Consider the following 25412-nt stretch of genomic DNA (forward strand, 5'->3'; position numbering starts at 1 on the left):
ACCTCGCGTTCGCGCCATGAGCGTCAACGTCCTGTTCGCCGCCACCCAAGCCCGCTGGGATGAATACGAAGCCCCCCTGCGCGCGGCCATCGCCGCCGTGGGTGTGGACGCTCAGATCGCCACCGGCATGGCGCCCGCAGACGTCGACTACATCGTCTACGCGCCCAACTCCGAATTGCAGGATTTCACGCCTTACACCCGCGCCAAGGCGGTGCTGAACCTTTGGGCGGGGGTCGAGGCCATCGTCGGCAACCCGACGCTGCACCTGCCCCTGTGCCGGATGGTGGACCCGGCCCTGACCCAAGGGATGATCGAATGGGTTACGGGCCACATACTGCGCCTGCATCTGGGAATGGACGCACATATCAACGCCGCGCCCGGCACGTGGAAGCCCAAGGCGCCACCGCTGGCCTTTGACACCCGCGTCACCGTTCTGGGTATGGGCGAGCTTGGAGCGGCCTGTGCCACGGCACTCAGCGCCCTTGGGTTTGACATGGCCGGTTGGAGCCGATCGCCAAAGCAGATCGACGGTGTCACCTGTTTTTCCGGCCCTGATGGGCTCGACGACAGTCTCGGACGAGCGGAATATTGCGTGTTGCTGCTGCCCAGCACAGCGGCGACGGAAAACACGCTGGATGCCCGCACGCTGGCGCTGATGCCGAAAGGTGCGCGCATCCTGAACCCGGGGCGCGGACCGCTGATCGATGACGATGCCCTTTTGGCCGCTCTGGACACGGACCAGATCGACCATGCCACGCTGGATGTGTTCCGGATCGAACCGCTGCCTGCGGATCATCCATTCTGGACGCATCCCAAAGTCACCGTGACCCCGCATGTCGCCTCTGAGACCCGTGCGGCCTATTCGGCCAAGACCATCGCGGAGAACATTCGGCGGGGCGAAGCCGGTTTGCCGTTCGTGCATGCGGTGGACCGCACAGCGGGTTACTGACATCACAACCACCTCACGCACAGGTGTATTGTACCAATCGGTTCCGAACTCTACCTTATGGGTGTCGACCAGCAGAGTGGTCGACCTGACACACCATTTTGGAGACCACCATGCACCGCTTTTTCACTCAAAAAATGCACGCCTATATCGACTATCCCGTGGCCCTTGGACTGATCGCAATGCCGTTCCTGCTGAATATCGGGGCGACAAACCAGGTGGCCTTTGCTCTGTCGATCGTGACAGGGTTTGCCGCGCTGGCGCTGACCGCGCTGACGGATCACGAAACCGGGATTATCCGTGTGCTGCCCTACAAACTGCACCTAATCGTTGACGGTCTTGTTGGTGCAACATTTGTTGCCGCACCATTCCTGTTCGGCTTCACCGGATTTGACGCCGCCTACTACTGGGTTCTGGGCGCAACCGTTCTGGTCGTGGTCGGCGCACACAAGGCCGACGAGGCCGCCGTCGCCGCCGAGTAACGCACATGGCTGGCGGCTTATGCCGCCAGTCCGCGCCCTTTCAAAAGGGCCTCGACCCCCGGCAGGCGCCCGCGAAACGCGGTGTAAAGTTCGCCTGCATCCACTGATCCCCCCGTGCTCAGAATATGCGCCTCAAGGGCCTGCGCCTGTTCGGGATCAAATGGACCGCCCGCCTCTTCAAAGGCGGCAAACGCATCCGCATCCATCACCTCGGACCACATGTAGCTGTAATAGCCCGAGGAATAGCCGTCGCCCGCAAACACATGGGCAAAATGCGGCGTCGCGTGGCGCATCGTGATCGCGGCAGGCATGCCCAGTGCCTCCAGAACCTCGGCCTGTTTCGCCATCGGATCGGCAGGGGCCGCCCCATCATGAAACGCCAGATCGACGAGGGCCGAGGCGACATATTCCACGGTCTGGAACCCCATGTCATAAGTCGCTGCGGCCAGCACATTCTCGAGCAATTCGGCTGGCATCGCCTCGCCCGTGTCCGCATGTACCGCAAAATCACGCAGCACCTCGGGCACCTCCAGCCAGTGTTCATAAAGCTGGCTGGGCAGCTCCACGAAATCACGCGCCACCGAAGTGCCGCTGACGGATTCATAGGTCACATCCGACAGCATCTGGTGCAGTGCATGGCCAAATTCGTGAAACAGCGTGCGCGCATCGTCATAAGAGAGCAGCGCCGGATCACCCTTGGCAAAGTTGCAGACGTTGATGACAACCGGGGCCTGCGCCTCAGGGAATTTCGCCTGCGCACGCATCGCCGAGCACCACGCGCCGGACCGTTTTGAGCCGCGGGCGAAATAGTCGCCAATAAACACTGCCACATGCGCGCCGCGCCGCGTCACCTCCCACGCCCGGCAATCTGGGTGGTAAAGCGGGATATCCAGCGGCTTAAACTCCAACCCGAACAGGCGGCTTGCACAGGAAAACGACGCCTCGATCATCTTTTCGAGCTGGAAATACGGCTTGACCTCTGCCTCATCCAGATCGTGCAAATCCTTGCGGCGACGTTCCGAATAAAACCGCCAGTCCCAGGGTGCCAGCGGGCCGTTGACCCCGTCCTGCACCATCATCTGTTCCAGCGCCCAGGCATCCGCCTCGGCCTGTGCCTTGGCCGGTTCCCACACCTGCATCAGCAGCGCGCGCACGGCTTCGGGCGTCTTGGCCATCTCGGTTTCCAGCTTGTAAGCGGCAAAGTTCTCATAGCCGAGCAGCTTGGCTCGCTCTTCGCGCAAGGTGAGGATTTCGGCGGCAATCGCGCGGTTGTCCGTCGCCCCGCCATTGGCCCCGCGCGCAGTCCACGCCTTGTAGGCTTTTTCGCGCAGATCGCGCCGGGTCGAGAATTGCAGGAACGGCACGATCAGGGACCGCGACAGGGTCACGACGGGGCCATCGACGCCTTTTTCCTCACCGGCTGCGCGGGCGGTACTCACGACAAAATCAGGCAGCCCGGCCAGATCGCCCTCGCCCAGTTCCATGAACCAGTCCCGCTCGTCCGCCAGCAGATTCTGGGTAAAGGAGGTGCCCAATTCGGCCAAGCGCCCCTTGATCTCCTTCATCCGTGCCTCGTCCGCCCCTTCCAGCGCCGCGCCAGAGCGGACAAAGCCGCGATGGGTCAGCATCAACACGCGCGCCTGTTCATCCGTCAGGTCAAGCTGGTCGCGGGCGGCATTGACCGCAGCCACGCGGGCAAAGAGCGCCTTGTTACCCGAAATCTCGGCAAAATGCGCCGCCAGCTTGGGCGAAAAGTCGCGCTGCAGCGCCTCGCGCTCTGGATTGCTGTCCGCGCCCGCGACTGTGTAAAATGTGCCCAGCACCTTATCGAGATCACGGCCCACAGCCTCCAGAGCTTCGATCGTGTTGGCGAAAGTGGCAGGTTCTTCAGCCCCGGCTATCGCGTCGATTTCTGCGCGGTGCCGCTCCAGTGCGATATCGAGCGCGGGGGCGAAATCCTCATCTGAAATGGCATCGAAGGGGGCGATCTGGAACGGCGTGTCCCAGTCCTGCAAAAGCACGTTTGTCATGTGGGCGAACTCCTTTGACCCCAATGTAGGGCGCTGTTCAGCCCGCCGCTACCGCCGATCCACAGGTTGTGCAATCGGGTCGGCGCTTCAGCGCAATTTTGCGGCTTTCGCCGTAAAGTGCATCGTAAATCACCATCTCGCCGCGCAAAGGTGCACCCGCCCCGGTGATTAATTTGATCGCCTCGACCGCCATCATCGACCCGACCACGCCGGGCAGCGGGCCAATCACTCCCGCCTCGGCGCAGGACGGGGCCAATTCGGGGGCCGGGGCCTCAGGGAACACGCAAGCATAACAGGGCGCATCGCGGGCGGGATCAAAGACGCTCACTTGCCCTTCCCATTGCGTGAGTGCCCCGGAGATCAGCGGCAACCCGGCCCTTACCGCCGCCGCGTTCACCAGATAGCGGGTGTCGAAATTATCTGTCCCGTCGATCACCAGATCGAAATCAGCAAACAGCTCGTCCACGATGTCCGGGGTCAGGCAGCGGTGATAGGGGCGCACTTTGACAAAGGGGTTTTGGGCCTGCATGGCGGCATGCGCGGAAAACACCTTGGGCGTGCCGATTTGCACATCCGTGTGAATGACCTGCCGCTGCAGGTTTGCGTTTTCAACCAGATCATCGTCGATCACGCCAATGGTCCCGACACCTGCTGCCGCCAGATATTGCAGCACCGGTGCGCCAAGCCCCCCGGCACCGACCACAAGCACGCGCGCGGCCTTGAGTGCCTTCTGGCCCGTTCCGCCCACTTCACGCAGCACGATATGGCGGGCATAGCGGTTCAATTCGGTATCGGTGAACGCGCCTGTCTGTTTGGGTTCAGCCTTGGCCTCTGCGGCCTCGACGCGCGCGCGCAAGCGGCGCAGGACCAGGCGATATGCGTAGACCAGAACGGCAAAGCCTCCCAAAATCAGCCAGAAATCCGGGCTTTCCCCGGTGGCCAGACGCACCGGATGCGCATCCGGCAAAGCCACCTGCAGGGCAAGGACAACCACATACAAAAGGCCGATCATGTTCCAGCGCGCGCGGGTGGGCACCTTCATTATCGCCCCCGCGCCCCAAAGTACAGCCGCCAGACCAAGAACCAGAACCATCAGCCGCGCCCCGTCGAGCCGAACCCGCCCGTGCCGCGGTCGGTGTCTTCAAGGCCGTCCACCTCGACAAAGGAGGCCTGCACGACCGGGGCCAGCACCATCTGCGCGATGCGCATGCCATGGGTGACTTCGAAGGCTGCGTCAGAAGTGTTCAGCACGATCACCCCCACCTCGCCGCGATAGTCGCTGTCAATGGTGCCGGGGCTGTTGACCAGCGCGATCCCGTGTTTCAGCGCAAGGCCAGAACGCGGGCGCACCTGCACCTCGAACCCATGCGGAATGGCCATGGCGAGCCCCGTCGGGATCAGCGCTCGCGCGCCCGGCGCAATCACAACGGCCCGGCCATCGGGGAAATTCGCACGCATATCCGCCCCCGCAGCACCGGGGGTTTCATAGGCAGGCAGGGGGATCGACGCATCCGACCCCGCAACCCGCATCAGTTTCAAAGCAACCGAATCCATTTTCACCCTGCCAAATACCCTCAAATCCCGCCGCGACGAGAGATGATCAGGCCAGCGCGTCCGCGATGCGCTGCGCCAGTTTCGTGGCGACGTCCTGTTTGGACATGCGCGGCCAAGTCTCGGCCCCCGCATCCGAAATCAGGATCACCGCGTTTTCCGACCCGCCCATGATGCCCGTTTCGGGGGACACATCATTGGCCACGATCCAGTCACAGCCCTTGCGCGCCCGCTTGGCCGTTGCGTTGTCCACGACATCATTGGTTTCAGCGGCAAATCCGACCACAAGGCCCGGGCGGCCCGTGCCCATCTGCGCGACCTCGGCCAGAATGTCGGGGTTTTCCGCGAACTGTAAGGCGGGCATGTTGCCCGCCACTTTCTTGAGCTTTTTATCGCTTGCGCCCTCGACCCGCCAATCGGCCACGGCGGCGGCAAAGACAGCGGCATCCACCGGCAGCGCCGCGCTCACGGCCTCTTTCATCCCTTGTGCGGTCTCAACGGCCACGACCTGCGCGCCCACAGGCGGCGCCACATCCGCAGGGCCCGTGACAAAGATCACCTCGGCCCCCAGATCCAGCAAGGCCCGCCCCAGTGCCGCGCCTTGCGCCCCGGACGAGCGGTTGGCGATATAGCGGACCGGATCGATAGGTTCATGCGTGGGTCCCGAGGTCACCAGTACCCGCTTGCCCGACAAGGGGCGGGGGCCAAAATGCGCCTCGACAGCGGCGATGATTTCAAGTGGTTCGGACATGCGCCCGGGCCCATATTCTCCGCAGGCCATGTCGCCCTTGTTGGGGCCGACGATGCTGACGCCATCGGCCACGATCTGCGCCAGATTGCGCTGGGTCGCGGGATGATCCCACATACGGACATTCATCGCTGGCGCCACCATCACCGGCGTATCGGTGGCCAGCAATAGGGTCGAGGCCAGATCATCCGCGCGCCCTTGCGCCATCTTGGCCATGATGTCCGCCGTGGCCGGAGCCACAAGGATCAGATCGGCTGAGCGGGACAGCTGGATATGACCCATCTCGGCCTCATCCGTCAGATCAAACAGGTCGCGATAGACCTTTTCCCCGGCAAGCGCCGACACCGACAGGGGCGTCACAAACTGTTCGGCGGCGCGGGTCAGAACGGGGGTCACCGCCGCACCGCGTTCGCGCAAACGCCGGATCAGGTCGAGCCCCTTATAGGCCGCGATCCCCCCCGTCAGGATCAGCAATATGCGTTTGTCTTGCAGCATGGTTTTCATGTCCCGCCAAGCTTTATCGCTGCGACCTTACGGCGATGCACCGCCAAGGGCCAGCCCATCCGCATCCGGGGCCAGCCCCCACGCGCTGACGCGCGCTCCCCCGGGATTTTTTCAAAACAGAGAAGGGGACGGGTCAGTCTGCAGTCTGCAAGGCCGTGCAAGGGTCTGCCCGGTCGGGGCGCGGGGCGTCATTGATCTGGATATCGAATTGACCCGCAGGCGCGGCCCCTGCCTCGCCCTGTCCGATCGCCACCACATCAAGGTCGGGGCGCACGCGGGCCAGATAGGTCGGCACACCCCAATCGGTGCGCGCATGACCGTTGCCGGTGATGAGAACAACCGGGGTGCCATAGGTATCGACGGCTACGATCACAGTGCGGGCAAAGGCGGCGTCGCGCAGGCGTTGCGCCTCCACCATCCCGCCCATCATCTCGAGCGGCATGGCGGCGCAATGAGCCTCGAATTGCAACGCTTCGCGCGCCGTCTGCTGCGCCTCCGGCACAGGTTCGGTCAGGCCATAGCGCGCGGCATCAGGGCCAAAGACCGCCGCCGCTCCCTCGCCAAACGCGCCGCGCATGTCCGCACGGGGCAGGGCCGCGCCGATGATCATCGTACTGCGCGACAGAACACCCGCATAGTCGGCGATGTTGGTCCAGTGAAAGCCCGCACTCGCAGCCTCCATCGCGGCAGGATCGCGCGACACATTTGCAAGCTGTGTCGCCTCGTCGGGCGTCAGCATTTCAAAGACGACAGCCTTTGGCGCGATCTGCTCAAGAGCGTCCGCCTGCACGTGATGATGGCGCGGGTTGTCGTGAAACTCCCCAATGATCACCACATCCCCGTCAATCTCCGACCACAGTACAGAGGCATAAACGACAAACGCGGATGCAATCAGGGCACCCGCGCTCAAAATTCCGCTGTGAAACAACCTGCTCATACGAGGAAGTGATGCACCTCTCGGCTCTGGTTTTCCAGCGACTTGCGCATCTTGCCAAATGCGGCGGCCTCCAATTGGCGGACGCGCTCCTTGGACAGGTTCAACTCTTCGCCGAGGCTTTCCAGAGTGCGGGGCTGATCACGCAGCTTGCGCTCGCGCACGATGAAGCGTTCACGCTCGTTCAGGGAATTGAGCGCTGACAACAACCACGCACGCAGCTGTTCGGTGTCGTGGCTGTGCTCCACCATCTCTTCGGCCTGCGCGCTTTCATCGACCAGGGCATCGATCCACTCGCGGCCCTCATCTTCGACCGATTGGGTTGCGTTGAGCGAATAGTCAGAGCCCGAAAGGCGCCCCTCCATCATCTCGACATCGTGCAGGGGCACGCCAATCTCGGTCGAGATCATCTGGCGCATCTGGTGCTTGTCCAGCACCTCGCCAGCGGCGGCACTTTCACGCTCAAGGCGGGCCTGCACCCGGCGCATGTTGAAAAACAGGGACTTTTGGGACGAGGTCGACCCGGTCCGCACCATCGACCAGTTGCGCATCACATAGTCCTGGATGGACGCCTTGATCCACCAGACGGCATATGTGGAAAAACGCACGCCCCGGTCGGGGTCGAACTTGTCTGCTGCCTTCATCAGCCCCAGACCTGCTTCCTGAATCAGGTCGTTCATGGGCGCGCCATAGCGTTTGAATTTCGATGCCATCGAAATGGCCAGACGCATATAGGCAGTGATCAGGCGGTGCAGGGCGGCTTCGTCCCGGTCGTCACGCCAGGCATAGGCAAGGCGCAATTCGGTTTCGGCATCCAGCAGTTCGGCTTTCATCGCTGTTCGCGACAACGAAAAGTCTCTGGCAGTGTCCAATGGCATCTCAATCATCCCCCTGTGGATGTTATGCTTGTTTTGCGCACTTGATATGATTACGCACGTGATCGCCTATTGGTTCACTCATGAGGTCAAAAATGTTGCCTTCCCTGACCTTCGTGCTAGGCGGTGCCGCGTCCGGAAAATCGCAAATAGCAGAAAATATAATAATTAACAGCGGGTTAACACCTGTGTATCTGGCAACAGCGCGCATTTGGGATGATGAGATTCAAACCAAGGTCGACGCGCACCGCGCCCGGCGCGGGCCCGACTGGATCACGATCAATGCCGAAACCGACATTGCCACGCCGCTGGCTCAGGCAACACCCGATCAGGCGGTGCTCTTGGATTGTGCAACCATGTGGCTGACCAACACCATGCTGGACGAGCGCGATCTCGGGGCCGCGCAAAACACGCTGCTCACAGCGCTTGCCGCCTGCACTGCCCCTTTGGTCGTCGTCTCAAACGAGGTCGGGCAAGGCATCGTGCCGGACAACGCACTCACCCGTCAATTTCGGGAGGCGCAAGGGCGGCTCAACATCGCGCTCGCAGCACAGGCCGACCGTGTCCTGCACGTGGTCGCCGGGCTCTCGCGCACGCTCAAGGGCGACCCGCTATGACAACCTGGCACTGGGTACGCCACGGCCCCACCCATCAAAAAAGCTTTACCGGCTGGCGCGACGCCCCTGCCGATCTGTCCGACAACGCGGCGCTGGAGCGTCTCAGCGCGCACTTGCCGCATACCGCACTTGTCATCTCATCGGACCTCACACGATCGGTCGACACTGCATCGGCCATCCAGGGCAACCGCACCCGCCTGCCCCATGATCCGGCCCTGCGCGAATTCCACTTCGGCACCTGGGACGGGGTCGGATTTGCCACCGTCTCCGACTGGCACCCCGACCTCAGCCGCGCCTATTGGGAGGACCCCGGCGATCACACCCCGCCCGGCGGTGAAAGCTGGAACGCCTCGGCCGCCCGCGTGGCCACGGCCGTGCGCCGGGTCGAGGCGGCCTATCCAAAGGCGCATATCATCGCCGTTGCCCATTTCGGCGTTATCCTGACACAGGTGCAGGCGGTGCTAGGCATATCAGCCAAGGACGTGCTGGCGCAAAAGATCGACAACCTGTCCGTGACCACTCTGCTGCCCGGCAAGGGCAAGGCAACACATATCAATCACTGTCCGTGATGGCCCGTGCCACAAATCAGCGTTGGTCAAAACGGCTCTGCAACGCATAGCGTCCGACCCATGACATATGACCTCTATATCGGCGATCGCACCTTCTCGAGCTGGTCCCTGCGCGGCTGGCTGATGATGGAGAAATTCAACATCCCCCACCGCACCCATCTGGTCGGGCTCTATTCCGGCACCATGGCCGATGACCTCGCCCCGCTGGCACCCGCACGGCTGGTCCCGGCGATGAGGACCCCGGAGGGCACCGTGGTGGGCGAATCCATGGCCATGGCCGAAACACTGGCAGAGGCGTTCCCGGATCGCGGCATGTGGCCAACGGATGCAGGCGCGCGGGCCACAGCGCGGTGGATCTGCGCTGAAATGGCCAGCGGTTTCTCAGCCCTCAGAGGCGAGTGCCCGATGCAGTTGCAGCACATCAATGTGGGCTTTCCAGCCTCCGACGCCGTCCGCGCGGATCTTGCACGGATCGAAACGCTCTGGACCCACGCAGCAGCATTCAAATCAGACGGCCCGTGGCTGTTCGGAGCACACTCCCTCGCTGACACGTTCTATGCCCCGGTCTGCGCCCGGATCATCGGCTATGACCTGCCGGTCAGCGACGCGGCGCGGGCCTATTGCGCAACCACGATCAACGATCGCGCCTTCAAGGCTTGGCGGGCCGAAGGACAAAAGATCACCTACGACCCCTTTCCTTACGACATGGGCGTGCCAACAGCAGATTGGCCAACTTGACCTTCATTGTTCCACAAATATGCATGCGCCCTTTCCACACGCGTTAACCAATCATAAACCAAGCCCGACTAGCCATTAACCCTGTTCGAACGGGGGTAATCCATGGTGACGCGGGCCTATTCAGTGGCATTTCAGGGGGTCGAGGCCCGCGAGGTCGAGGTGCAATGCGCCATGACGCCCGGCCTGCCTGCCTTTTCCATCGTCGGCCTGCCGGACAAGGCCGTATCCGAAGCCCGCGAGCGGGTGCGCGCAGCCCTCACGGCCATGTCCATTGCTCTGCCGTCCAAGCGGATCACGATCAACCTCTCGCCGGCAGACCTGCCCAAGGAAGGCTCCCATTTCGACCTGCCCATCGCGCTGTCTCTGCTCGCCAGCCTCGGCATCCTGCCCGCCGATGCGGTCGAAGGGACGGTGGCCTTGGGCGAATTGTCCCTGGACGGCACGCTTGTGCCCGTGCTCGGCGCACTGCCCGCCGCCATGGCGGCCGCAGAACAGGATCGCGGCTTGCTCTGCCCCGCCGGGTCGGGATCAGAGGCCGCTTGGGTCGATGCCACCCGCGTCATCGCGGCAGCCACACTGGCGGATGTCGTGCGCCACTACACCGGTCAGGTCCCGCTCGAACCAGCCAAGGCCGGGCACATCGCCAACGGCACCGGCCTGCCTGACCTGCGCGACGTCAAGGGACAGGAACGCGCCAAACGTGCGCTCGAAGTGGCCGCCGCCGGGCGCCATCACCTCCTGATGGTCGGCACGCCAGGCTCGGGCAAATCCATGCTGGCCGCACGCCTGCCCGGCATCCTGCCGCCGCTTTCCGCGATGGAAGCGCTGGAAACCTCGATGATCCACTCACTCGCCGGACTGCTCGATGCGGGCGGAATTTCCATGGACCGCCCCTTTCGCGAACCCCACCACACGGCCTCGATGGCCGCGATCATCGGCGGCGGGCGCGGCGCGAAACCGGGCGAAGTCTCCCTCGCTCACAACGGCGTGCTGTTCATGGACGAGTTCCCCGAATTCCCGCGCACCGTGCTCGAAACCCTGCGCCAGCCCATCGAAACAGGCGAAGTGATGATCGCACGCGCCAACAACCATGTGAAATACCCCTGCCGCTTCATGCTGGTGGCGGCGGCCAACCCCTGCAAATGCGGATACCTCTCCGAACCCGCTCGGGCCTGCGGACGGGCCCCGGCTTGCGGAGACGACTACATGGGACGGATTTCTGGGCCGCTGATGGACCGCTTCGATCTGCGCGTAGATGTCCCACCCGTCAGCTATACCGACCTCGATCTGCCCAGTTCCGGCGACAGCTCAGCCGAGGTTGCCGCCCGCGTCGCAACGGCGCGCCAAGTCCAGATCGCAAGGTTTGACGGCTCGGCCCTGCGCTGCAATGCCGACCTCACAGGCGGTGCCCTGGACGAAATGGCGGCACCGGATGAGGAAGGACGCACCCTGCTCACCCGCGTGGCCGACCGGTTCGGCCTCTCCGCGCGCGGGTATCACCGGGTCCTGCGGGTGGCGCGCACCATCGCCGATCTCGACGGTTCAGACGGAGTGCGCAAATCCCACGTGGCAGAGGCAGTCAGCTACCGCGTCGGCACATTGGCCGCGGTCTGAGCCGCGATCCAGGCCGCAAGCTGATCCAGCGTCGCCTTGGCCTCTGGGATCAGGTTGTGAAACAGCGGCCAGACATGGGGCAGGTCACGCTCGACACTCAGATCAACAGCCACACCATGCGCCGTCAAGCGCTCGGCAAGGCGGCGCGTGTCATCTAACAGGATTTCCGTGTCACCAACCGCAAGCCACACGGGCGGCGCACCCGCATAGGCCGCAAACAGCGGGCTGGCACGCGGATCGTCCGCCGGATGGCCGCGCAAATACATCTCTTTCATCTCGCTCATGCGCGAGGCGGGCAACACCACGTCCGCATCTGCATTGGTGACAAAGCTGTCCCCCGATGCGGTCAAATCGGTCAACGGCGACAGACAAAACACACCTGCAGGCTTGGGCAGGCCCCGCTCCAGCACGTCGGCCAACACCGCCAAGGCAAGGTTTCCCCCCGCGCTGTCCCCACCGATCACCACGTCACCGGGCGCCACGCCCTCATCCAGCAGGGCAAGATAGGCGGCAACACTGTGGTCCAGTGATTGCGGAAACACCGCCTCGGGCGACAGAGGATAACGGGGCAGAACGGCGGTGGCGCCCACACGCTTGGCCAGCGTGGCCAGCATCGCGGCATGCGTGCGCGGACTGCCAAACACATGCCCGCCGCCGTGCAGATACAGGATATGGCAAGGGCCAGCACCGGCATTTGGGGCAATGCGCAGCGCAGGCGCACCGGCCAGATCGCGCCAGACCTGTGCCATGCCGACGGGGGCGTGGAAAAACAGGCGCGCCTTGAACTCCAGACTGCGGCGCAGCGCAGCAGGATCACTGGCACGGGCCAGAAACGTCTTTTCCGTCCAGCGCAACCAGCCGTTCAAAATCCGGGCGCGCAGGCTCATGCGCACTTGGCCTCGATCGCCTCCCAGATCTTTTCGGCGATGTTGACACCGTCAAAGCGCTCAAGCTCCTGAATGCCGGTGGGCGAGGTCACATTGATCTCGGTCAGGTAATCGCCAATCACGTCGATCCCGACAAAGACCTGACCGCGCTCTTTCAACAACGGACCAATTCGGGCACAGATTTCCAGATCACGCTCGGCCAGGCCAATCTTTTCCGGACGGCCGCCGACATGCATGTTCGAGCGGGTCTCTCCGGCGGCCGGGATACGGTTGATGGCCCCAACGGCGGCGCCGTCTACAAGGATCACACGCTTGTCGCCATTGCTGACGTCCGGCAGGAATTTCTGCACGATCAGCGGCTCGCGGCTGAAGCCCGTGAACAATTCGTGCAGCGAAGACAGGTTGCGGTCGTTGGCATCCAGACGGAACACTCCCGCCCCGCCATTGCCGTAAAGGGGCTTGAGGATGACGTCGCCATGCTCGGCCTTGAAGGCCTTGATGGTGTCCAGATCGCGGGCGATGGTTGTGGGGGGCGTGAGATCGGGAAAATCCAGCACCAACAGCTTTTCGGGATAGTTGCGGACCCAGAACGGGTCGTTGACGACCAAAGCATGGCCTTTCAACCGGTCGAGCAAGTGGGTCGATGTGATGTAGTGCATGTCAAAGGGTGGGTCCTGGCGCAGCCAGACAACGTCGAAATCGGTCAGATCAACCTCGCGCATTTCCGACAGCTGCGCATGTTCGCCTTGCACGCGCTGGACCGTGAAATCCTGACCGCGCGCGGTGATGCGGCCCTGCTGATAGGCCAGTTGATCGGGAGAGTAGAAAAACAGGCTGTGCCCGCGCGCCTGGGCCTCTTCGGCAAGACGAAAGCTGCTGTCAGCATTGATATCAACGTCCCCGATCGGGTCCATCTGAAAGGCGATCTTCATGGCGCATCTCCGGCATATGACCTGCCCTAGATGGCGTAGCGATGCGGCCTGTGCAATGGCGAAGGGGTGCGCAAATGCGCACTGGCACGTGCAAGGGCTGACCTAGCCGGTCAGACCCAGCCGCAAAACGCGTTCTCAAGGACCGACACCTGACCGTGCTGATCCATCAGTGCCACGTCAAAGCGGATATCCGTCAGGTTGCCCATCGGGCGGGTGCCGACATATTCATCTGCAGTGGCGAACAGGCGGCGCACCTGCGCCGGGGTGATATGCGACATTGCCGCCTCAAAACTGCGACTTTTCTTCACCTCGACCAACACGACGCCGGGACCATCCGCAAAAATCAGATCAATCTCGCCGCGCTTGCCGCGCCAGCGCATGTCCAGAAGGGCATAACCGCGTGCACGATAATCGGCTGCCACAGCGTCCTCGGCGGCCAGCCCGGCCAGATACGACATGCGCCCCCGGTTTTCACGATCCAGCGCAACAGCGCACCCGGTTTCAAAATCGCGGGCAGCAGGTGCATAGGTCATGATGTTATCCTTGTTCAGTCGCGGGCGAGGGCAAGCGCCTGCTGATAGACTTGTCGTTTGGGCACACCCAGAGTTTCGGCAACAAAAGCCGCCGCATCCTTCACAGACATATCCCGCAGTGCTGACTCTAGGGCCGATTCGATGTCTTTTTCATTAACAGCCACCGCTTCACCGCGCCCGATCAGGACAACGATCTCGCCCTTGACGCTCGCCGACGCATAGTGATCCGCCAGTTCGCCCAGCGTGCCCTGCCGGGTTTCCTCGAATTTCTTGGTCAGCTCGCGGCACACGCTTGCCGGTCTGTCCGCGCCAAAAACAGCCGCTGCGTCCCCCAGCAACGCGCCCAACCGCTTGGGCGATTCATACAACACCAACGTTGCCTTCACGCCCATCAAGTCGGCGAGCGCGGCCTTGCGCGCGCTGCGGCTCGCTGGCAGGAACCCGGCAAAGTGAAAGGCATCCGTCCCCTGCCCGCCCACGACCAAAGCCGTCAGAACCGCGGATGGGCCCGGCGCGCAGGTCACCGCGACCCCGGCTTCACGCGCAGCGCGCGCCAGTTCAAACCCCGGATCCGCGATCAGCGGCATCCCGGCTTCGGATGCATAGGCCACGCTTTCTCCCGCCCGCGCACGCGCCACCAAACGCGCCACAAGGTTGCCTTTTGTGTGATCATGCAACGCTTCGATCCATCGCTCTCCAAGCGGCACGCCGTGAATGTCCATCAATTTGCGCAGGGATCGCGTGTCTTCGGCCACCAGCACATCGGCCGACGCCAGCACATCCAGCGCCCTGAGCGTAATGTCGCGCGCCGTCCCGATGGGCACCCCGACAAACCACAGTCCGCCGCTCAGAACGACCTTGATATGATTCAACGCTGGACCCGCCTTTTTGTACGTTTATGATCCGCCCAAATGGAGCGGGCCAAAAGTGCACCGCCCGGGACAGCTGGGAGAGAGTTATCATGTTTGCGTTTTTCAGGTCTCTGCGCAAGGCAGCACGCCGCGCCATCCTGCCATTCGCCGCCCTTGCCTTGGCGGCCTGCGACCCCGCGGCCATCAGTGGTTTGACCGGTGGAGGCGGCGGGCCCGCCATCGACGCCACCAAGCCCGTGCCCGTCGCCCTGCTTGTCCCGCGCGGGTCAGGGCAGGCCAGCGACGACCTTCTGGCCCAAAACCTCGAAAACGCCGCGCGGCTTGCGATGCGCAGCCTCAACGGCGTCGAAATCGACCTGCGGGTCTATGGCACAGCCGGAAACGCGCAAACAGCAGCGAGTCAAGCGGCATCCGCAATCAATGACGGCGCGCAGATCATCATCGGCCCGCTTTACGCCGAAGCGGCCAACGCAGCGGGCGTTGCGGCGGCCTCTGCCGGGATCAACGTGCTGGCCTTTTCCAACAACCCCACCATCGCGGGCGGCAATGTCTTTGTGCTGGGGGCGACCTTTGACAACACGGCCAACCGGCTGGTCAGCTACGCAACCTCACAAGGGCGCAAACGGATAGTTGTGGTGCATGCCGACGACGTGGCCGGGCAGTTGGGGCGCAACGCCATCAGTCAGGCCATCGCGCGCAATGGCGCCTCGCTCGCCGGGACAGTCGACTATCCCCTGTCGCAACAGGGCCTGATCGCGGCCGTACCACGGGTCAAGGCAACCGTGGACAATTCCGGGGCGGACAGCGTGTTCCTGACCGCCGCCCCATCCGCGGGCTTGCCGCTGTTGACCCAGCTGTTGCCCGAGGCGGGTGTGTCGACAACCGCCACCCAGTATATCGGTCTGACACGTTGGGATGTTCCGTCACAAACGCTGGACCTGCCGGGCGTGCAAGGGGGCTGGTTCACCCTGCCTGACCCGAACCGCAGTGCGGCCTTCAACAGCCAGTACCAGGCGGCCTATGGCAGTGCGCCACACCCGCTGGCCGGGCTGGCCTTTGACGGGATCGCCGCGATCGGGGCCCTTGTCAGCCGTGGCAATTCCAATGCGCTGTCGCGCTCTGCGCTGACCCAAGGGTCGGGGTTCCAGGGCGCATCGGGCATCTTCCGTCTGCGCGGGGATGGCACCAACGAACGGGGTCTGGCCGTCGCCACAGTGCGCAACAACCAGGTCGCGATCATCAGCCCCGCACCTTCCGGCTTTGGCGGGTCCGGGTTCTGAACCGGCGCGCGCCCAAAAAGAGTACGCTGTGACCAAACCTGCGATTGATACGCCGGTTAAGCCTGCGCCAAACCTGATCTGTGCTGCGCCCGACATCTTTGACGGCGCAGCCTTTGATGCAGCACTCAAGGCAGCGATCGCGAACAAGGAAAAGAGCGCGCGGACAAGCCTGTTGGACCACCTGAAGGCGGCCCAGAAACAGGGGCGGGCCCGGATTGCGGACGCCTTTCGCGCCGACCCGTATCAGTCGCGCCCCACCACGCAAGCCTATTGCCATCTCACCGATTGCCTTGTGGATGCAGCCTTTCGCACGGCCCAGCGCCTGCTGCACCCCAACCCGAACCCGACCAAGGGCGAACGGATCGCCCTACTAGCCGTGGGCGGCTATGGGCGCGGCGAAATGGCCCCTTTTTCGGATGTCGATCTGCTGTTCCTGACGCCTTACAAGATCACCCCATGGGCCGAAAGCGTGATCGAGGCGACCCTCTACATGCTCTGGGACCTCAAGCTGAAGGTCGGCCATTCCAGCCGCACGGTGCAGGATTGCATCCGGCTGGGGGGCGAGGATTTCACAATCCGCACAGCGATGCTGGAACACCGGTTCCTGCTGGGGGATCAGGACCTCGCCAGCGCACTCGACACCCGGCTGCGGGCCGACCTGTTTCAGGGAACCGAACGCGAGTTCATCGGTGCCAAGCTGGCCGAACGCGATGCGCGCCACCTGCGGCAGGGGCAACGCTATGTGGTTGAGCCCAATGTGAAAGAGGGCAAAGGGGGCTTGCGCGATCTGCAATCCCTGTTCTGGATCGGCAAGTATATCTACAAGGTGCAGGACGCCGCCGAACTGGTGCCGCTGGGTCTGTTCACGCAGGAAGAATTCCATTCTTTCGTCAAGGCCGAGGATTTCCTCTGGGCCGTGCGCTGCCACCTGCATCTGCTGACCGGGCGGCCCACCGAACAGCTGACATTCGACATGCAGGTCGCCGTGGCCGAGGCCATGGGATATCAGGACAAGGCCGGGCGGCGCGGCGTCGAAATCTTCATGCAGACCTATTTTCTGGCGGCCACCGACGTGGGCGACCTGACGCGCATCTTCCTCACCGGGCTCGAGGCGGTGCACCTCAAGGACGAACCGCTGCTGGAACGGCTGTTCAAGCGCAAACCCCGGATCAAACCCGGCTTTGAAGTGATCCACAACCGGATCGCCATCGCGGATGACGTCGCCTTTCTTGCGGACAAACTGAACCTCCTGCGCATCTTCGAAGAGGCGTTGCGCACCGGCATGCTGATCCACCCGGACGCAATGCGGCTGATCAAATCCAACCTGTCGCTGATCGACGAAGAGATGCGCACCACCCCCGAGGCCCAGCGCATCTTTGTTGATCTGCTGCTGAAACACGGCAACCCGGAACGGGCGCTCAGGCGGATGAACGAGTTGGGCGTGCTGGCCGCCTTCATCCCCGAATTCAAACACATCGTGGCGATGATGCAGTTCAATATGTACCACTCCTACACGGTGGACGAACACACGATCCAATGCATCGCGCAGCTGGCGATGATAGAGAAAAACGAACTGGTCGAAGACCTGCCCGTCGCCTCGTCGATCCTCAAACGCGGGGTGAACCGCAAGGTGCTCTATGTGGCACTGCTGCTGCACGACATCGGCAAGGGCCGCCCCGAGGATCACGCCATTCTGGGCGCGCAAATGGTGCGCAAAATCGCACCGCGCCTTGGTCTGAAACAGGACGAGGTCGACACCATCGAGTGGCTGGTGCGCTATCATTTGTTGATGTCGGACATGGCTCAGAAACGCGACATCGCCGACCCGCGCACCGTGCGCGACTTTGCCAAGGCGGTGCAGACAGTCAAACGGCTCGACCTGCTCTGTGTGCTCACGGTCTGCGACATTCGCGGCGTCGGGCCCAACGTGTGGAACAACTGGAAGGCGGTGCTGATCCGTGCGCTCTACCGTCAGACCAAGCGGGCGCTCGAGGACGGGATGGAGGCGCTGACGCGCGAAGGTCGCGGCACAGTGGCCAAGAAGGCACTGCGCGACGCGCTGTCAGACTGGCCCCGCAAGGACCTGCAGATCGAAACCGCGCGTCATTACGAACCCTATTGGCAAGGGTTGCATGTGACGGCCCACGTGGCCTTTGCCAACCTGCTGCGCAACACGGACGAGGACAAGATCGGCATCGATCTGCACCCGGACGAGGACCGCGACGCCACCCGCATCTGCTTTGTCATGCCCGATCACCACGGCATCTTTGCCCGGCTCACCGGGGCGCTGGCGCTGGTCGGGGCCAATGTGGTCGATGCACGCAGCTACACCACCAAGGACGGGTTCATCACCGATGCGTTCTGGGTGCAGGACGCCGACGGCAACCCCTATGATCCCGCCCGCCTGCCCCGGCTGCGCAAGATGATCGAACGCACGCTGGCGGGCGAAGTCATCACTCGCGAGGCCATGCGCGACCGCGACAAGATCAAGAAACGCGAAAAGGCGTTCAAGGTCCCGACCCACATCACTTTCGACAACGATGGCTCGGACATCTACACCATCATCGAGGTCGACACCCGCGACCGCGCCGGGCTGCTGCACGATCTGACGCGCACGCTGGCGGCCAGCAACGTCTACATCGCCAATGCAGTGATCGCGACCTATGGCGAACAGGTGGTCGACACGTTCTACGTCAAGGACATGTTCGGGCTGAAATACTTCTCGGAAAGCAAGCAGGCGAGCCTTGAGAAAAAGCTGCGCGCCGCCATCGCCGAAGGGACAGAGCGGGCCGGGGGCTAGCTACCCGTCGCGCCCCGGCTCATTCGGATCGCTTGAGAATACAGCGATCTTGTTGCCCTGCGGGTCGCGCAAGTAGCTGACATAAAAATTGGGGCCATAAGACGCGCGAAAGCCCGGTTGCCCCTCATCAGACCCACCCGCCGCCAGTGCTGCGGCATGCAAATCGCGCACTTGCTGCTGGCTCTTGGCCTCAAAGGCCACCATGGTCCCGTTCCCGGCTGATGCGGGGCGGCCATCAAAGGTCGGCTTGACGTAGAAATCCGGATGGATGGGCGACTGCCCCGGCGGCACGGGCAGGGCAAAGCTCAGACCCTCCAGCCCTTCCTCCAACCCGTAGCCAAGGGCGGGCAGGAAGGCCGAATAAAACCGCTTGGCGCGGGCGATGTCATCCACACCGACGGTGACATAGGCAATCATGCGGTAGGCTCCCTTTCCGGACAGCGGTTTGGCGCACTCCTATCACCACCCCGGAACACGAAAAAGGCCGCCCCGGATCGGAGCGGCCTTTCCAGTAAGGCGGGCGTGTCGCCCGCCCCGCTTTAGTTCAGATCTGCGTCGCGGGCGGCATTCACATCCGCTTCGGCCGCAGCAACAGCCGCTGTCAGTGCGTCAAAGATTTCGGGGCCACGGGCCACGTTTTCCTTGAACCAGTCATAGACCGGTGTCGCCGCTTCGGCGAAGGCTGCCTTTTGCGCAGGTGTCGGCACGTAAAGGTCACCGCCACCGGCCACGAACTCTTCGTAGGCGGCGATCGACTTGCGCTTGGGCGAGGCGAATGTGGCCTGTTGCAGGGCATAGAACCCATCCACCACAACGCGGCGCATGTCCTCGGGCATCGCCATGAAGTTCTGGTTGCTCATCCACCACAGCGCACCCATGTAGGCATGGCCGTCCAGAGTGACATATTGCAGACCCGCATCAGGGAATTTCATGCCCATGATGTCGGTGATGCCGTTCTTTGAGCCTTCAACAACGCCCGTCTGGAACGAGGTGAACAGCTCAGGCCACGGGATCGGAGTCGGGGACGCACCAAGCGCCTTGACCAGTTCCTGCGGCAGGTCCGCAACCACGGTACGGATCTTCAGACCATCCATGTCCGCAGGCTCGGCCACGCGGCGTTTGGTGTTGGCAAAGTTGCGCCAGCCACCAGTGTTGCCCACGGTCATCAGACGGATTGCATCACCGGAATCCTCAAGCGCCATGTCGCGCAGCGTGCGGGTGAAGTCACCCGACAGCACATGCTCGGCAATTCGGTCATCCGCCATCAGGTAGGGCAGATCGAGGACCTGCACGTAAGGAAAGATGCCCGACGCGCCGCCGGAGGTGGAGATGTAGACGTCGATAGACCCATCCGCGACACCCTGAAGGCACTCCGCACCGTTGCTGCACAGCTGCGTGCCGATGAACAATTCTACGGCGATGGCACCGTTGCTGGCCGCCTCGACATAGTTCTTGAACACCACGAGACCGTCATAGTCTTCGTCGTTCTCGTTCGAGTTGGCCGTGGCGCGGATCGTGTATTCCTGCGCGGTCGCCATCATGGCAGAGCCCGCGACCAGCGCGGCGCCCATGAGGGTTTTGAGGGTTGTATTGAGCATGTATTTGGTTCCTCCCGTTATGTCTCAATCGTTTAGTTTGCAAACCCCGTCAGGCGGGGAATGGTCATGGATATGGCCGGTACGTATGTAATCAGAAAGATGACAGCAATTTCGATCGCAAGGAAAGGCAAGATCGCCTTTGCAATGGTTTCCACCTTCTCCCGACTGACCGCAGCAGCCACGAATAGCACAAGCCCCATGGGCGGCGTCGCCAGCCCGACGGTCAGGTTGACGCTCATGATGATGGCGAAGTGGATCGGATCGACACCCAGATCGGTAAAGATCGGCGCAAGGATCGGCCCCAGAATGATGATCGCCGGCCCCGCATCAAGGAACATGCCCACAATGAACAAGAGCAGGTTGATCAGGAACAGCAGGATCAGCGGGTTTTCCGACAGCGTCAGAATGTAATCCGCCAGAATCTGCGGCGCGTAGGACAGCGACACAACCGTCTTGAACGCCATAGCAGCCCCGACCAGCAAAAGCACGATGGCAGATGTCAGGCCCGCCCGGCTCAGGATGTCAGGCAGGTCTTTCAGGGACATGGTGCGCAGCACGAAAAAGGCGACAAACACCGCGTAGGCCACAGCAACGGCGGCCGCTTCTGTCGGGGTGAACACGCCGCCAAGGATACCACCAAGGATCAGCACAGGTGTCTGCAACGGCACGATGGCGCGTTTGCAGATGGTGCGGAATTCCGAACTCACCAAAGTGCGCAGCGCCAGCATCAGCGCATGGGCTGCCGCAATCGAACCCGCCAATGTCGCCCAGTTCATCGCCGCCGACCCGTCAGGCAATGGCGCGATGGACCAGATCAACACACCAAGGTTCAACCGCACGAGGATGAAGGACACCCACTGCTCCAACGGCTTCAGCTCGACCCCGTCAAACTCGACCCGCTTGGCGGCAGGCAGGTTGTAGTGATCCGCCGTCAGGCGCACCATGACCATCAGACCGACGCCCACAAGAACCCCCGGCACGATGCCCGCAAGGAACAGGGCCGCAACGCTTTCGCCCATCACGTAGGCATAAATGATCATGATGCCGCTCGGCGGAATGATCGGCCCGATCACCGAACTCGCGGCGGTGATCGCTGCGGCATAGCGGCGGGTATAGCCCTCTTTCTCCATCGCAGGGATCAGCATCGAGCCCAGCGCCGAGGTGTCGGCCACGGCAGACCCCGAAAGCCCCGCAAACAGGATCGAGGACAGGATGTTCACCTGCGCAAGACCACCACGCAGGTGGCCCATCAAGGCTTGGGAGAATTGGACAAGGCGGATCGTGATCCCGCCCTTGTTCATCATCTCGCCCGCCAGCATGAAGAACGGGATAGCCATCAGCGGAAAGCTGTCCATGCCGTTGTAAACATTGCGGTAAAGCAGGGTGAGGTCTTTTTCCTGACCGTTCAGCCACAAAAGCAGACCGGGCGCGGCCAGAAGGCCAAAGAACACCGGCAGGCCAATCAGAAGGAACAGCAGGAAAAGCGGAAGAAACCAGATCAGCATTTATTCAGCCCCCGCCATATCGCCCATGTCAATCTCGGGCAGTCGATCTCCGCCGCCCAGCATCCGCACAAGGCTGCGCAGGATCAGTTCGACATTGACCACCAAAAGCAGGATCACGCCAACCAGCAGCGACAGCATCATCCAGCTGCGCGGGATACGGAACCAACCGTCAAAGGTGGGGATGTAAAGAGACGCGGTGGCAAAGCGGCCGCCGAACCCGGTGACCTCGCTCCACCCGATCTGCACGGCGACAAACAGGATCAGGCCCGAAATCACCAGCAGGACCAGCGACAACACCGCCGCGACCCGCTCGGACATCAGCCCCGAAATCATGTCGAGCGCGACAAAGCCGCCCCGCCGAAACGCGGTCGGGGCCATCAGACCCGTCATCCAGAGCATGCAGAACCGGGCGGCCTCGTCCGGCCAGGGAAGGGCGTTGTTGAACACGTATCGCGCAACAACCTGAATGAGAATGGCAACCACCATGACGGCAATCGCGACAATACCGATTGCACGTCCGATCTTCAGGACAAACGCAATCACGGCCCCCATCGGTGCAAGCACCGCCAGTAGTAAGCCCATGAGGGCCCTCCCTTTTGTCGTGGCCCGGCGGTTTCAATCCGTCGGTGCCAAAGATGCGCGGTTTTCCCGCGCGTTTTCTTGGTGTGCCCGCCTTTTGCGGCGGGTCTGTTTGTGGGTTGTCGCGCCTTAGCGCGGCAACGTGCCGAAACCTCCGGCAAAGAATGTGAGCGGCACGCCGTCGCGCATGGAGGTGCGCTGCACCTGACCGACGACGATGACGTGATCGCCCGCATCATGTGCGGCCACCCTGCGACATTCAAACCGTGCAAGGCAATGATCAAGCAGCGGAACACCGTCGGCATTTATCTCGTGGGGGACGTCGTTCAGCGCGTGAACGTTGCGGGCAACCTGTGTGCACAGGTCCTGCTGTTCAGCGGCCAGCACGTGGATCGCATAGTGATTTGCCGCATCGAAATAGGGAAAGCGGCGCGCGGCGCGGTCGACCGACCACAACACCAGCGCCGGATCCAGCGACACAGAGGAAAAACTGTTGGCGACGATGGCGACAGGCCCATCCGCGCTGGCTGCGGTGATCACGGTGATCCCGGTTGCGAACTTGCCAAAGGCGTCACGCAACTGCCGGCCACTGTTTTCGTCCGGAGAAAACACTTTGGGTTGGTTGGGGTCTTGCATTGTCATCATGCCACCTCGTGTCCAAGGGCTGCCTCGTAAAGGCGAAACCATGTGGGTCGGTCAAGCGATACGGAACACGCATCGCTGATCCGCTTGATCCGGTCCAGATTGTTGGTGCCCATCACCGGCAGAATGCCTGCAGGATGCGCCAGCAGAAAGGCCACTGCGATCGCGGCGCGATCCACGCCATGGGCCGCGGCCAGTTCGTCCATGACGGCGTGCAGCTTGTCACTGCCCGACATCAGCCCGCCACCGCCAAGGGGCGACCACGCCATCAGGTGATGGCCGTGGCGTTGGTGAAAGGCCAGATCGCCGTTGGAAAAGGGGCCGATCTCGCCCAGCGAAATCTCGATCTGGTTGGTGACCAGCGACGTCTTCATCGCCGATTGCAGCAGGTCCCAGTCATAGGGGCGAAAATTCGAAACACCCACCGCGCCGACCTTGCCGCTTGCCACGGCCTCGTCCAGCGCCGCGCCGGTTTCATGATGGTCCATGAACGGATCGGGGCGGTGGATCAGCAGCAGATCAATGTGATCAATCGCCATGTCGCGCAGCGAATGTTCAATGCTCGACATGATGTGGGCGCGGGAGGTGTCGTAATACTTGACGGGCGCGTCGGCATAGCGGCCCGCAGGGGCGACGATGTCACACTTGGTCACGATCTCCATCTTTGCGCGCAGACCTGTATCCGCCTTCAGCGCCTCACCCAGAATCGCCTCGGCGACATAGCCGCCATAGATATCCGCCTGGTCAAAGGTCGTGATGCCCTGATCGAGGCAGGCGTTGATCTTGGCCTGCACATGGGAGGTCGAGGTGTCGGTGTCATCGCCAATCCGCCACATGCCATAGACGATGCGGGAAAAGTTCAGGTTTGGGGATAGTTGGACGCGGTCCATCAGCGGCGCTCTCCTGCGGCAAGGGGTGTGGCAGGTGCGCTTGCGGGCACCCGGCCATAAGCATGGGGCAGCGAGCAGGTTTTCAAGTGCGGCATGACGCGCGACCCGAAATGCTTGGCTTCCTCGATATGGGGATAGCCCGAAAAGATGAAGGCGCGGATGCCCATCTTTTGATACTCTTCGATCTTGGACAGGACCTGATCGGTCGACCCGACCAATGCAGCGCCACAGCCCGACCGCGCGCGGCCCACCCCGGTCCAGAGGTTGGGCTCGACATAGCCGAACTTGTCCGCCAGCTCGCGCGCCTTGGCCTGATGCGCCACACCCAACGACGTGCTGTCCAGCGCCCGGTCGCGGATCAACTGGCCATATTCGTCGTCCAGCTTGGACACGATGTAATCGGCATATTCGCGCGCTTCTGCTTCGGTGTCGCGCACGATCATGTGCACGCGCAGCCCGTAATCGAGGGTCCGGTTGTACTTTTCGGCCACCGCGTTCACATCGCGCATGCGCCCGGCGAGGTTTTCCATCGGCTCGGGCCACATCAGGTACACGTCGCAATGTTGCCCGCACAGCTCCAGCGCGGACGGCGAATAGCCCCCGAAATAAAGCAGCGGGCCACCTGTCTGGTAAGGACGCACCGGGTCCGTGGTCAGACCGGAAAAGTTATAAACCTCGCCCTCGTAATTGATCTCGTCCCGCGTCCACGCCTGTTTCAGGATTTCGACCACCTCGCGCGAACGCTGATAGCGGTAATCACTTTCGGCTTTTTCGCCGGGAAAGTCCGAGCTGATGATGTTGACCGTCAACCGGCCCTCAAGCATGTGATCGAGTGTGGCGATGGTGCGCGCCAGCATGATGGGCTGCACCTCGCCGCAGCGCACAGCAGCCAGCAGGTTGATCTTGTCGGTGATCGGCGCGCAGCCCGCAACAAACGACAGCGTGTCCTGCCCCACCTGATAGGAGGATGGGCACAGGATGTTGCGAAAGCCCTGCGCTTCGGCCTCTTTGACGATGTCCGAGCAATGCGCCCAGCTCGATCGCAGATCGCCATCCGGCACCCCGAGAAACTGGTAATCGTCCGAACAAAGGGCCGAAAACCATGACACTTCGGCGCCATCAAGGTCAGGAGAGGTGATAGGAACGATGGTCATGTGGGGCAGCGCCTTGAATCTGGTAACTTGCCTCTTGCGTAACACTGTCATTGATGTAGATCAATAGTGTATCAATTTTCATCTGCCCGGATCAGACGCCGCCGTGTCACAGCCCCAGAACTCCCCTCACGC

25 protein-coding genes are annotated in these 25412 nt (G+C 62.5%); 8 read left to right on the forward strand and 17 right to left on the reverse strand.

Annotation, left to right across the window (positions count from 1 at the left end; genetic code table 11):
• Positions 1-16 precede the first annotated feature (16 nt).
• Both Q1A89_RS10585 and Q1A89_RS10590 read left to right on the forward strand, forming a co-directional pair.
• On the forward strand, positions 17-949 hold the full coding sequence (locus Q1A89_RS10585) for a glyoxylate/hydroxypyruvate reductase A (RefSeq protein WP_299727373.1): 933 nt from the start codon (positions 17-19) through the stop codon (positions 947-949).
• A 134-nt stretch (positions 950-1083) separates the two neighbouring features.
• On the forward strand, positions 1084-1428 hold the full coding sequence (locus Q1A89_RS10590; protein WP_299727375.1) for a hypothetical protein: 345 nt from the start codon (positions 1084-1086) through the stop codon (positions 1426-1428).
• Between the two features lie 17 nt (positions 1429-1445).
• Here the strand turns inward: Q1A89_RS10590 and Q1A89_RS10595 are convergent, their stop codons facing one another.
• The 6 genes from Q1A89_RS10595 to Q1A89_RS10620 all read right to left on the reverse strand — a co-directional run bounded on the left by Q1A89_RS10595 (position 1446) and on the right by Q1A89_RS10620 (position 8073).
• Positions 1446-3458: a M3 family metallopeptidase gene (locus tag Q1A89_RS10595; protein ID WP_299727377.1), complete on the reverse strand. Its 2013-nt coding sequence runs from the start codon at positions 3456-3458 to the stop codon at positions 1446-1448.
• Between the two features lie 37 nt (positions 3459-3495).
• Complete coding sequence (gene moeB / locus Q1A89_RS10600) at positions 3496-4551, reverse strand: molybdopterin-synthase adenylyltransferase MoeB (protein WP_299727378.1); 1056 nt, start codon at positions 4549-4551, stop codon at positions 3496-3498.
• Positions 4551-5012: a dUTP diphosphatase gene (gene dut / locus Q1A89_RS10605; RefSeq protein ID WP_299727379.1), complete on the reverse strand. Its 462-nt coding sequence runs from the start codon at positions 5010-5012 to the stop codon at positions 4551-4553. Before dut ends, moeB begins: the two co-directional genes overlap by 1 nt.
• 46 nt (positions 5013-5058) lie before the next feature.
• Positions 5059-6252 (reverse strand): bifunctional phosphopantothenoylcysteine decarboxylase/phosphopantothenate--cysteine ligase CoaBC, encoded by a 1194-nt coding sequence (gene coaBC, locus Q1A89_RS10610; protein ID WP_299727381.1) that lies wholly within the window; start codon positions 6250-6252, stop codon positions 5059-5061.
• A gap of 142 nt (positions 6253-6394) precedes the next feature.
• Positions 6395-7198 (reverse strand): ChaN family lipoprotein, encoded by an 804-nt coding sequence (locus Q1A89_RS10615; protein ID WP_299727383.1) that lies wholly within the window; start codon positions 7196-7198, stop codon positions 6395-6397.
• A complete protein-coding gene (locus tag Q1A89_RS10620) occupies positions 7195-8073 on the reverse strand; it encodes an RNA polymerase factor sigma-32 (protein WP_299727385.1) in 879 nt (292 codons plus the stop codon). Before Q1A89_RS10620 ends, Q1A89_RS10615 begins: the two co-directional genes overlap by 4 nt.
• A gap of 92 nt (positions 8074-8165) precedes the next feature.
• Between Q1A89_RS10620 and cobU the strand changes: the two genes are divergently transcribed.
• From cobU to Q1A89_RS10640, 4 genes are all read left to right on the forward strand, one after another.
• On the forward strand, positions 8166-8687 hold the full coding sequence (cobU, locus tag Q1A89_RS10625; protein ID WP_299727387.1) for a bifunctional adenosylcobinamide kinase/adenosylcobinamide-phosphate guanylyltransferase: 522 nt from the start codon (positions 8166-8168) through the stop codon (positions 8685-8687).
• On the forward strand, positions 8684-9256 hold the full coding sequence (locus Q1A89_RS10630; protein WP_299727390.1) for a histidine phosphatase family protein: 573 nt from the start codon (positions 8684-8686) through the stop codon (positions 9254-9256). The genes cobU and Q1A89_RS10630 overlap by 4 nt, the downstream gene beginning before the upstream one ends.
• Positions 9257-9316: 60 nt before the next feature.
• Positions 9317-9994 carry a glutathione S-transferase gene (locus Q1A89_RS10635; protein ID WP_299727392.1) on the forward strand — a complete coding sequence of 226 codons (678 nt, stop codon included), beginning with the start codon at positions 9317-9319 and terminating at the stop codon, positions 9992-9994.
• A 102-nt stretch (positions 9995-10096) separates the two neighbouring features.
• Positions 10097-11608, forward strand: coding sequence for a YifB family Mg chelatase-like AAA ATPase (locus Q1A89_RS10640; protein WP_299727395.1), 1512 nt, complete (start codon positions 10097-10099; stop codon positions 11606-11608).
• On the opposite strand, the gene Q1A89_RS10645 is transcribed toward Q1A89_RS10640, so the two are convergent.
• The 4 genes from Q1A89_RS10645 to rsmI form a co-directional block, all read right to left on the reverse strand.
• Positions 11578-12495: an alpha/beta hydrolase gene (locus Q1A89_RS10645; protein WP_299727398.1), complete on the reverse strand. Its 918-nt coding sequence runs from the start codon at positions 12493-12495 to the stop codon at positions 11578-11580. The two genes, Q1A89_RS10640 and Q1A89_RS10645, sit on opposite strands and share 31 nt — an antisense overlap.
• Complete coding sequence (gene gshB, locus Q1A89_RS10650) at positions 12492-13427, reverse strand: glutathione synthase (RefSeq protein ID WP_299727401.1); 936 nt, start codon at positions 13425-13427, stop codon at positions 12492-12494. The genes Q1A89_RS10645 and gshB overlap by 4 nt, the downstream gene beginning before the upstream one ends.
• 110 nt (positions 13428-13537) lie before the next feature.
• Positions 13538-13960: a YraN family protein gene (locus Q1A89_RS10655; protein ID WP_299727404.1), complete on the reverse strand. Its 423-nt coding sequence runs from the start codon at positions 13958-13960 to the stop codon at positions 13538-13540.
• Between the two features lie 14 nt (positions 13961-13974).
• The gene (gene rsmI / locus Q1A89_RS10660; protein WP_299727407.1) at positions 13975-14832 is read right to left on the reverse strand and encodes a 16S rRNA (cytidine(1402)-2'-O)-methyltransferase; all 858 of its coding nucleotides are present in this window, start codon (positions 14830-14832) and stop codon (positions 13975-13977) included.
• 89 nt (positions 14833-14921) lie between these two features.
• Here rsmI and Q1A89_RS10665 point away from each other — a divergent pair, with 89 nt between their 5' ends.
• A complete protein-coding gene (locus tag Q1A89_RS10665) occupies positions 14922-16112 on the forward strand; it encodes a penicillin-binding protein activator (RefSeq protein ID WP_299727409.1) in 1191 nt (396 codons plus the stop codon).
• A 43-nt stretch (positions 16113-16155) separates the two neighbouring features.
• Complete coding sequence (locus tag Q1A89_RS10670) at positions 16156-18912, forward strand: [protein-PII] uridylyltransferase (RefSeq protein ID WP_299729116.1); 2757 nt, start codon at positions 16156-16158, stop codon at positions 18910-18912.
• Here Q1A89_RS10670 and Q1A89_RS10675 read toward each other — a convergent pair whose 3' ends face one another.
• The 7 genes from Q1A89_RS10675 to Q1A89_RS10705 all read right to left on the reverse strand — a co-directional run bounded on the left by Q1A89_RS10675 (position 18913) and on the right by Q1A89_RS10705 (position 25280).
• Positions 18913-19329, reverse strand: coding sequence for a VOC family protein (locus Q1A89_RS10675; protein WP_299727411.1), 417 nt, complete (start codon positions 19327-19329; stop codon positions 18913-18915).
• A gap of 122 nt (positions 19330-19451) precedes the next feature.
• Entirely contained in the window at positions 19452-20510 is a 1059-nt protein-coding gene (dctP, locus tag Q1A89_RS10680) for a TRAP transporter substrate-binding protein DctP (RefSeq protein WP_299727414.1), read from the reverse strand.
• Positions 20511-20542: 32 nt separating this feature from the next.
• Entirely contained in the window at positions 20543-22015 is a 1473-nt protein-coding gene (locus Q1A89_RS10685; RefSeq protein ID WP_299727417.1) for a TRAP transporter large permease, read from the reverse strand.
• Complete coding sequence (locus Q1A89_RS10690) at positions 22016-22597, reverse strand: TRAP transporter small permease subunit (protein WP_299727420.1); 582 nt, start codon at positions 22595-22597, stop codon at positions 22016-22018.
• 126 nt (positions 22598-22723) lie between these two features.
• Positions 22724-23239 carry a flavin reductase family protein gene (locus tag Q1A89_RS10695; protein WP_366524481.1) on the reverse strand — a complete coding sequence of 172 codons (516 nt, stop codon included), beginning with the start codon at positions 23237-23239 and terminating at the stop codon, positions 22724-22726.
• Positions 23236-24126 carry an aldo/keto reductase gene (locus tag Q1A89_RS10700; RefSeq protein ID WP_299727423.1) on the reverse strand — a complete coding sequence of 297 codons (891 nt, stop codon included), beginning with the start codon at positions 24124-24126 and terminating at the stop codon, positions 23236-23238. The genes Q1A89_RS10695 and Q1A89_RS10700 overlap by 4 nt, the downstream gene beginning before the upstream one ends.
• A complete protein-coding gene (locus tag Q1A89_RS10705) occupies positions 24126-25280 on the reverse strand; it encodes an LLM class flavin-dependent oxidoreductase (RefSeq protein ID WP_299727426.1) in 1155 nt (384 codons plus the stop codon). Before Q1A89_RS10705 ends, Q1A89_RS10700 begins: the two co-directional genes overlap by 1 nt.
• Positions 25281-25412: the final 132 nt, after the last annotated feature.

The organism is uncultured Tateyamaria sp., assembly GCF_947503045.1.
In the GTDB taxonomy this organism is placed as follows: Bacteria; Pseudomonadota; Alphaproteobacteria; order Rhodobacterales; family Rhodobacteraceae; genus Tateyamaria.

Coding starts and splice junctions, on each gene's coding strand:
- dctP (WP_299727414.1), bottom strand. CDS start 20,510: ATGCTCAATACAACCCTCAAAACCCTCATGGGCGCCGCGCTGGTCGCG.
- Q1A89_RS10590 (WP_299727375.1), top strand. CDS start 1,084: ATGCACGCCTATATCGACTATCCCGTGGCCCTTGGACTGATCGCAATG.
- Q1A89_RS10675 (WP_299727411.1), bottom strand. CDS start 19,329: ATGATTGCCTATGTCACCGTCGGTGTGGATGACATCGCCCGCGCCAAG.
- Q1A89_RS10690 (WP_299727420.1), bottom strand. CDS start 22,597: ATGGGCTTACTACTGGCGGTGCTTGCACCGATGGGGGCCGTGATTGCG.
- Q1A89_RS10640 (WP_299727395.1), top strand. CDS start 10,097: ATGGTGACGCGGGCCTATTCAGTGGCATTTCAGGGGGTCGAGGCCCGC.
- Q1A89_RS10615 (WP_299727383.1), bottom strand. CDS start 7,198: ATGAGCAGGTTGTTTCACAGCGGAATTTTGAGCGCGGGTGCCCTGATT.
- Q1A89_RS10635 (WP_299727392.1), top strand. CDS start 9,317: ATGACATATGACCTCTATATCGGCGATCGCACCTTCTCGAGCTGGTCC.
- Q1A89_RS10630 (WP_299727390.1), top strand. CDS start 8,684: ATGACAACCTGGCACTGGGTACGCCACGGCCCCACCCATCAAAAAAGC.
- Q1A89_RS10620 (WP_299727385.1), bottom strand. CDS start 8,073: ATGCCATTGGACACTGCCAGAGACTTTTCGTTGTCGCGAACAGCGATG.
- Q1A89_RS10645 (WP_299727398.1), bottom strand. CDS start 12,495: ATGAGCCTGCGCGCCCGGATTTTGAACGGCTGGTTGCGCTGGACGGAA.
- coaBC (WP_299727381.1), bottom strand. CDS start 6,252: ATGCTGCAAGACAAACGCATATTGCTGATCCTGACGGGGGGGATCGCG.
- moeB (WP_299727378.1), bottom strand. CDS start 4,551: ATGGTTCTGGTTCTTGGTCTGGCGGCTGTACTTTGGGGCGCGGGGGCG.
- Q1A89_RS10695 (WP_366524481.1), bottom strand. CDS start 23,239: ATGATGACAATGCAAGACCCCAACCAACCCAAAGTGTTTTCTCCGGAC.
- Q1A89_RS10700 (WP_299727423.1), bottom strand. CDS start 24,126: ATGGACCGCGTCCAACTATCCCCAAACCTGAACTTTTCCCGCATCGTC.
- gshB (WP_299727401.1), bottom strand. CDS start 13,427: ATGAAGATCGCCTTTCAGATGGACCCGATCGGGGACGTTGATATCAAT.
- dut (WP_299727379.1), bottom strand. CDS start 5,012: ATGGATTCGGTTGCTTTGAAACTGATGCGGGTTGCGGGGTCGGATGCG.
- Q1A89_RS10595 (WP_299727377.1), bottom strand. CDS start 3,458: ATGACAAACGTGCTTTTGCAGGACTGGGACACGCCGTTCCAGATCGCC.
- Q1A89_RS10665 (WP_299727409.1), top strand. CDS start 14,922: ATGTTTGCGTTTTTCAGGTCTCTGCGCAAGGCAGCACGCCGCGCCATC.
- Q1A89_RS10705 (WP_299727426.1), bottom strand. CDS start 25,280: ATGACCATCGTTCCTATCACCTCTCCTGACCTTGATGGCGCCGAAGTG.
- cobU (WP_299727387.1), top strand. CDS start 8,166: ATGTTGCCTTCCCTGACCTTCGTGCTAGGCGGTGCCGCGTCCGGAAAA.
- Q1A89_RS10685 (WP_299727417.1), bottom strand. CDS start 22,015: ATGCTGATCTGGTTTCTTCCGCTTTTCCTGCTGTTCCTTCTGATTGGC.
- Q1A89_RS10585 (WP_299727373.1), top strand. CDS start 17: ATGAGCGTCAACGTCCTGTTCGCCGCCACCCAAGCCCGCTGGGATGAA.
- Q1A89_RS10655 (WP_299727404.1), bottom strand. CDS start 13,960: ATGACCTATGCACCTGCTGCCCGCGATTTTGAAACCGGGTGCGCTGTT.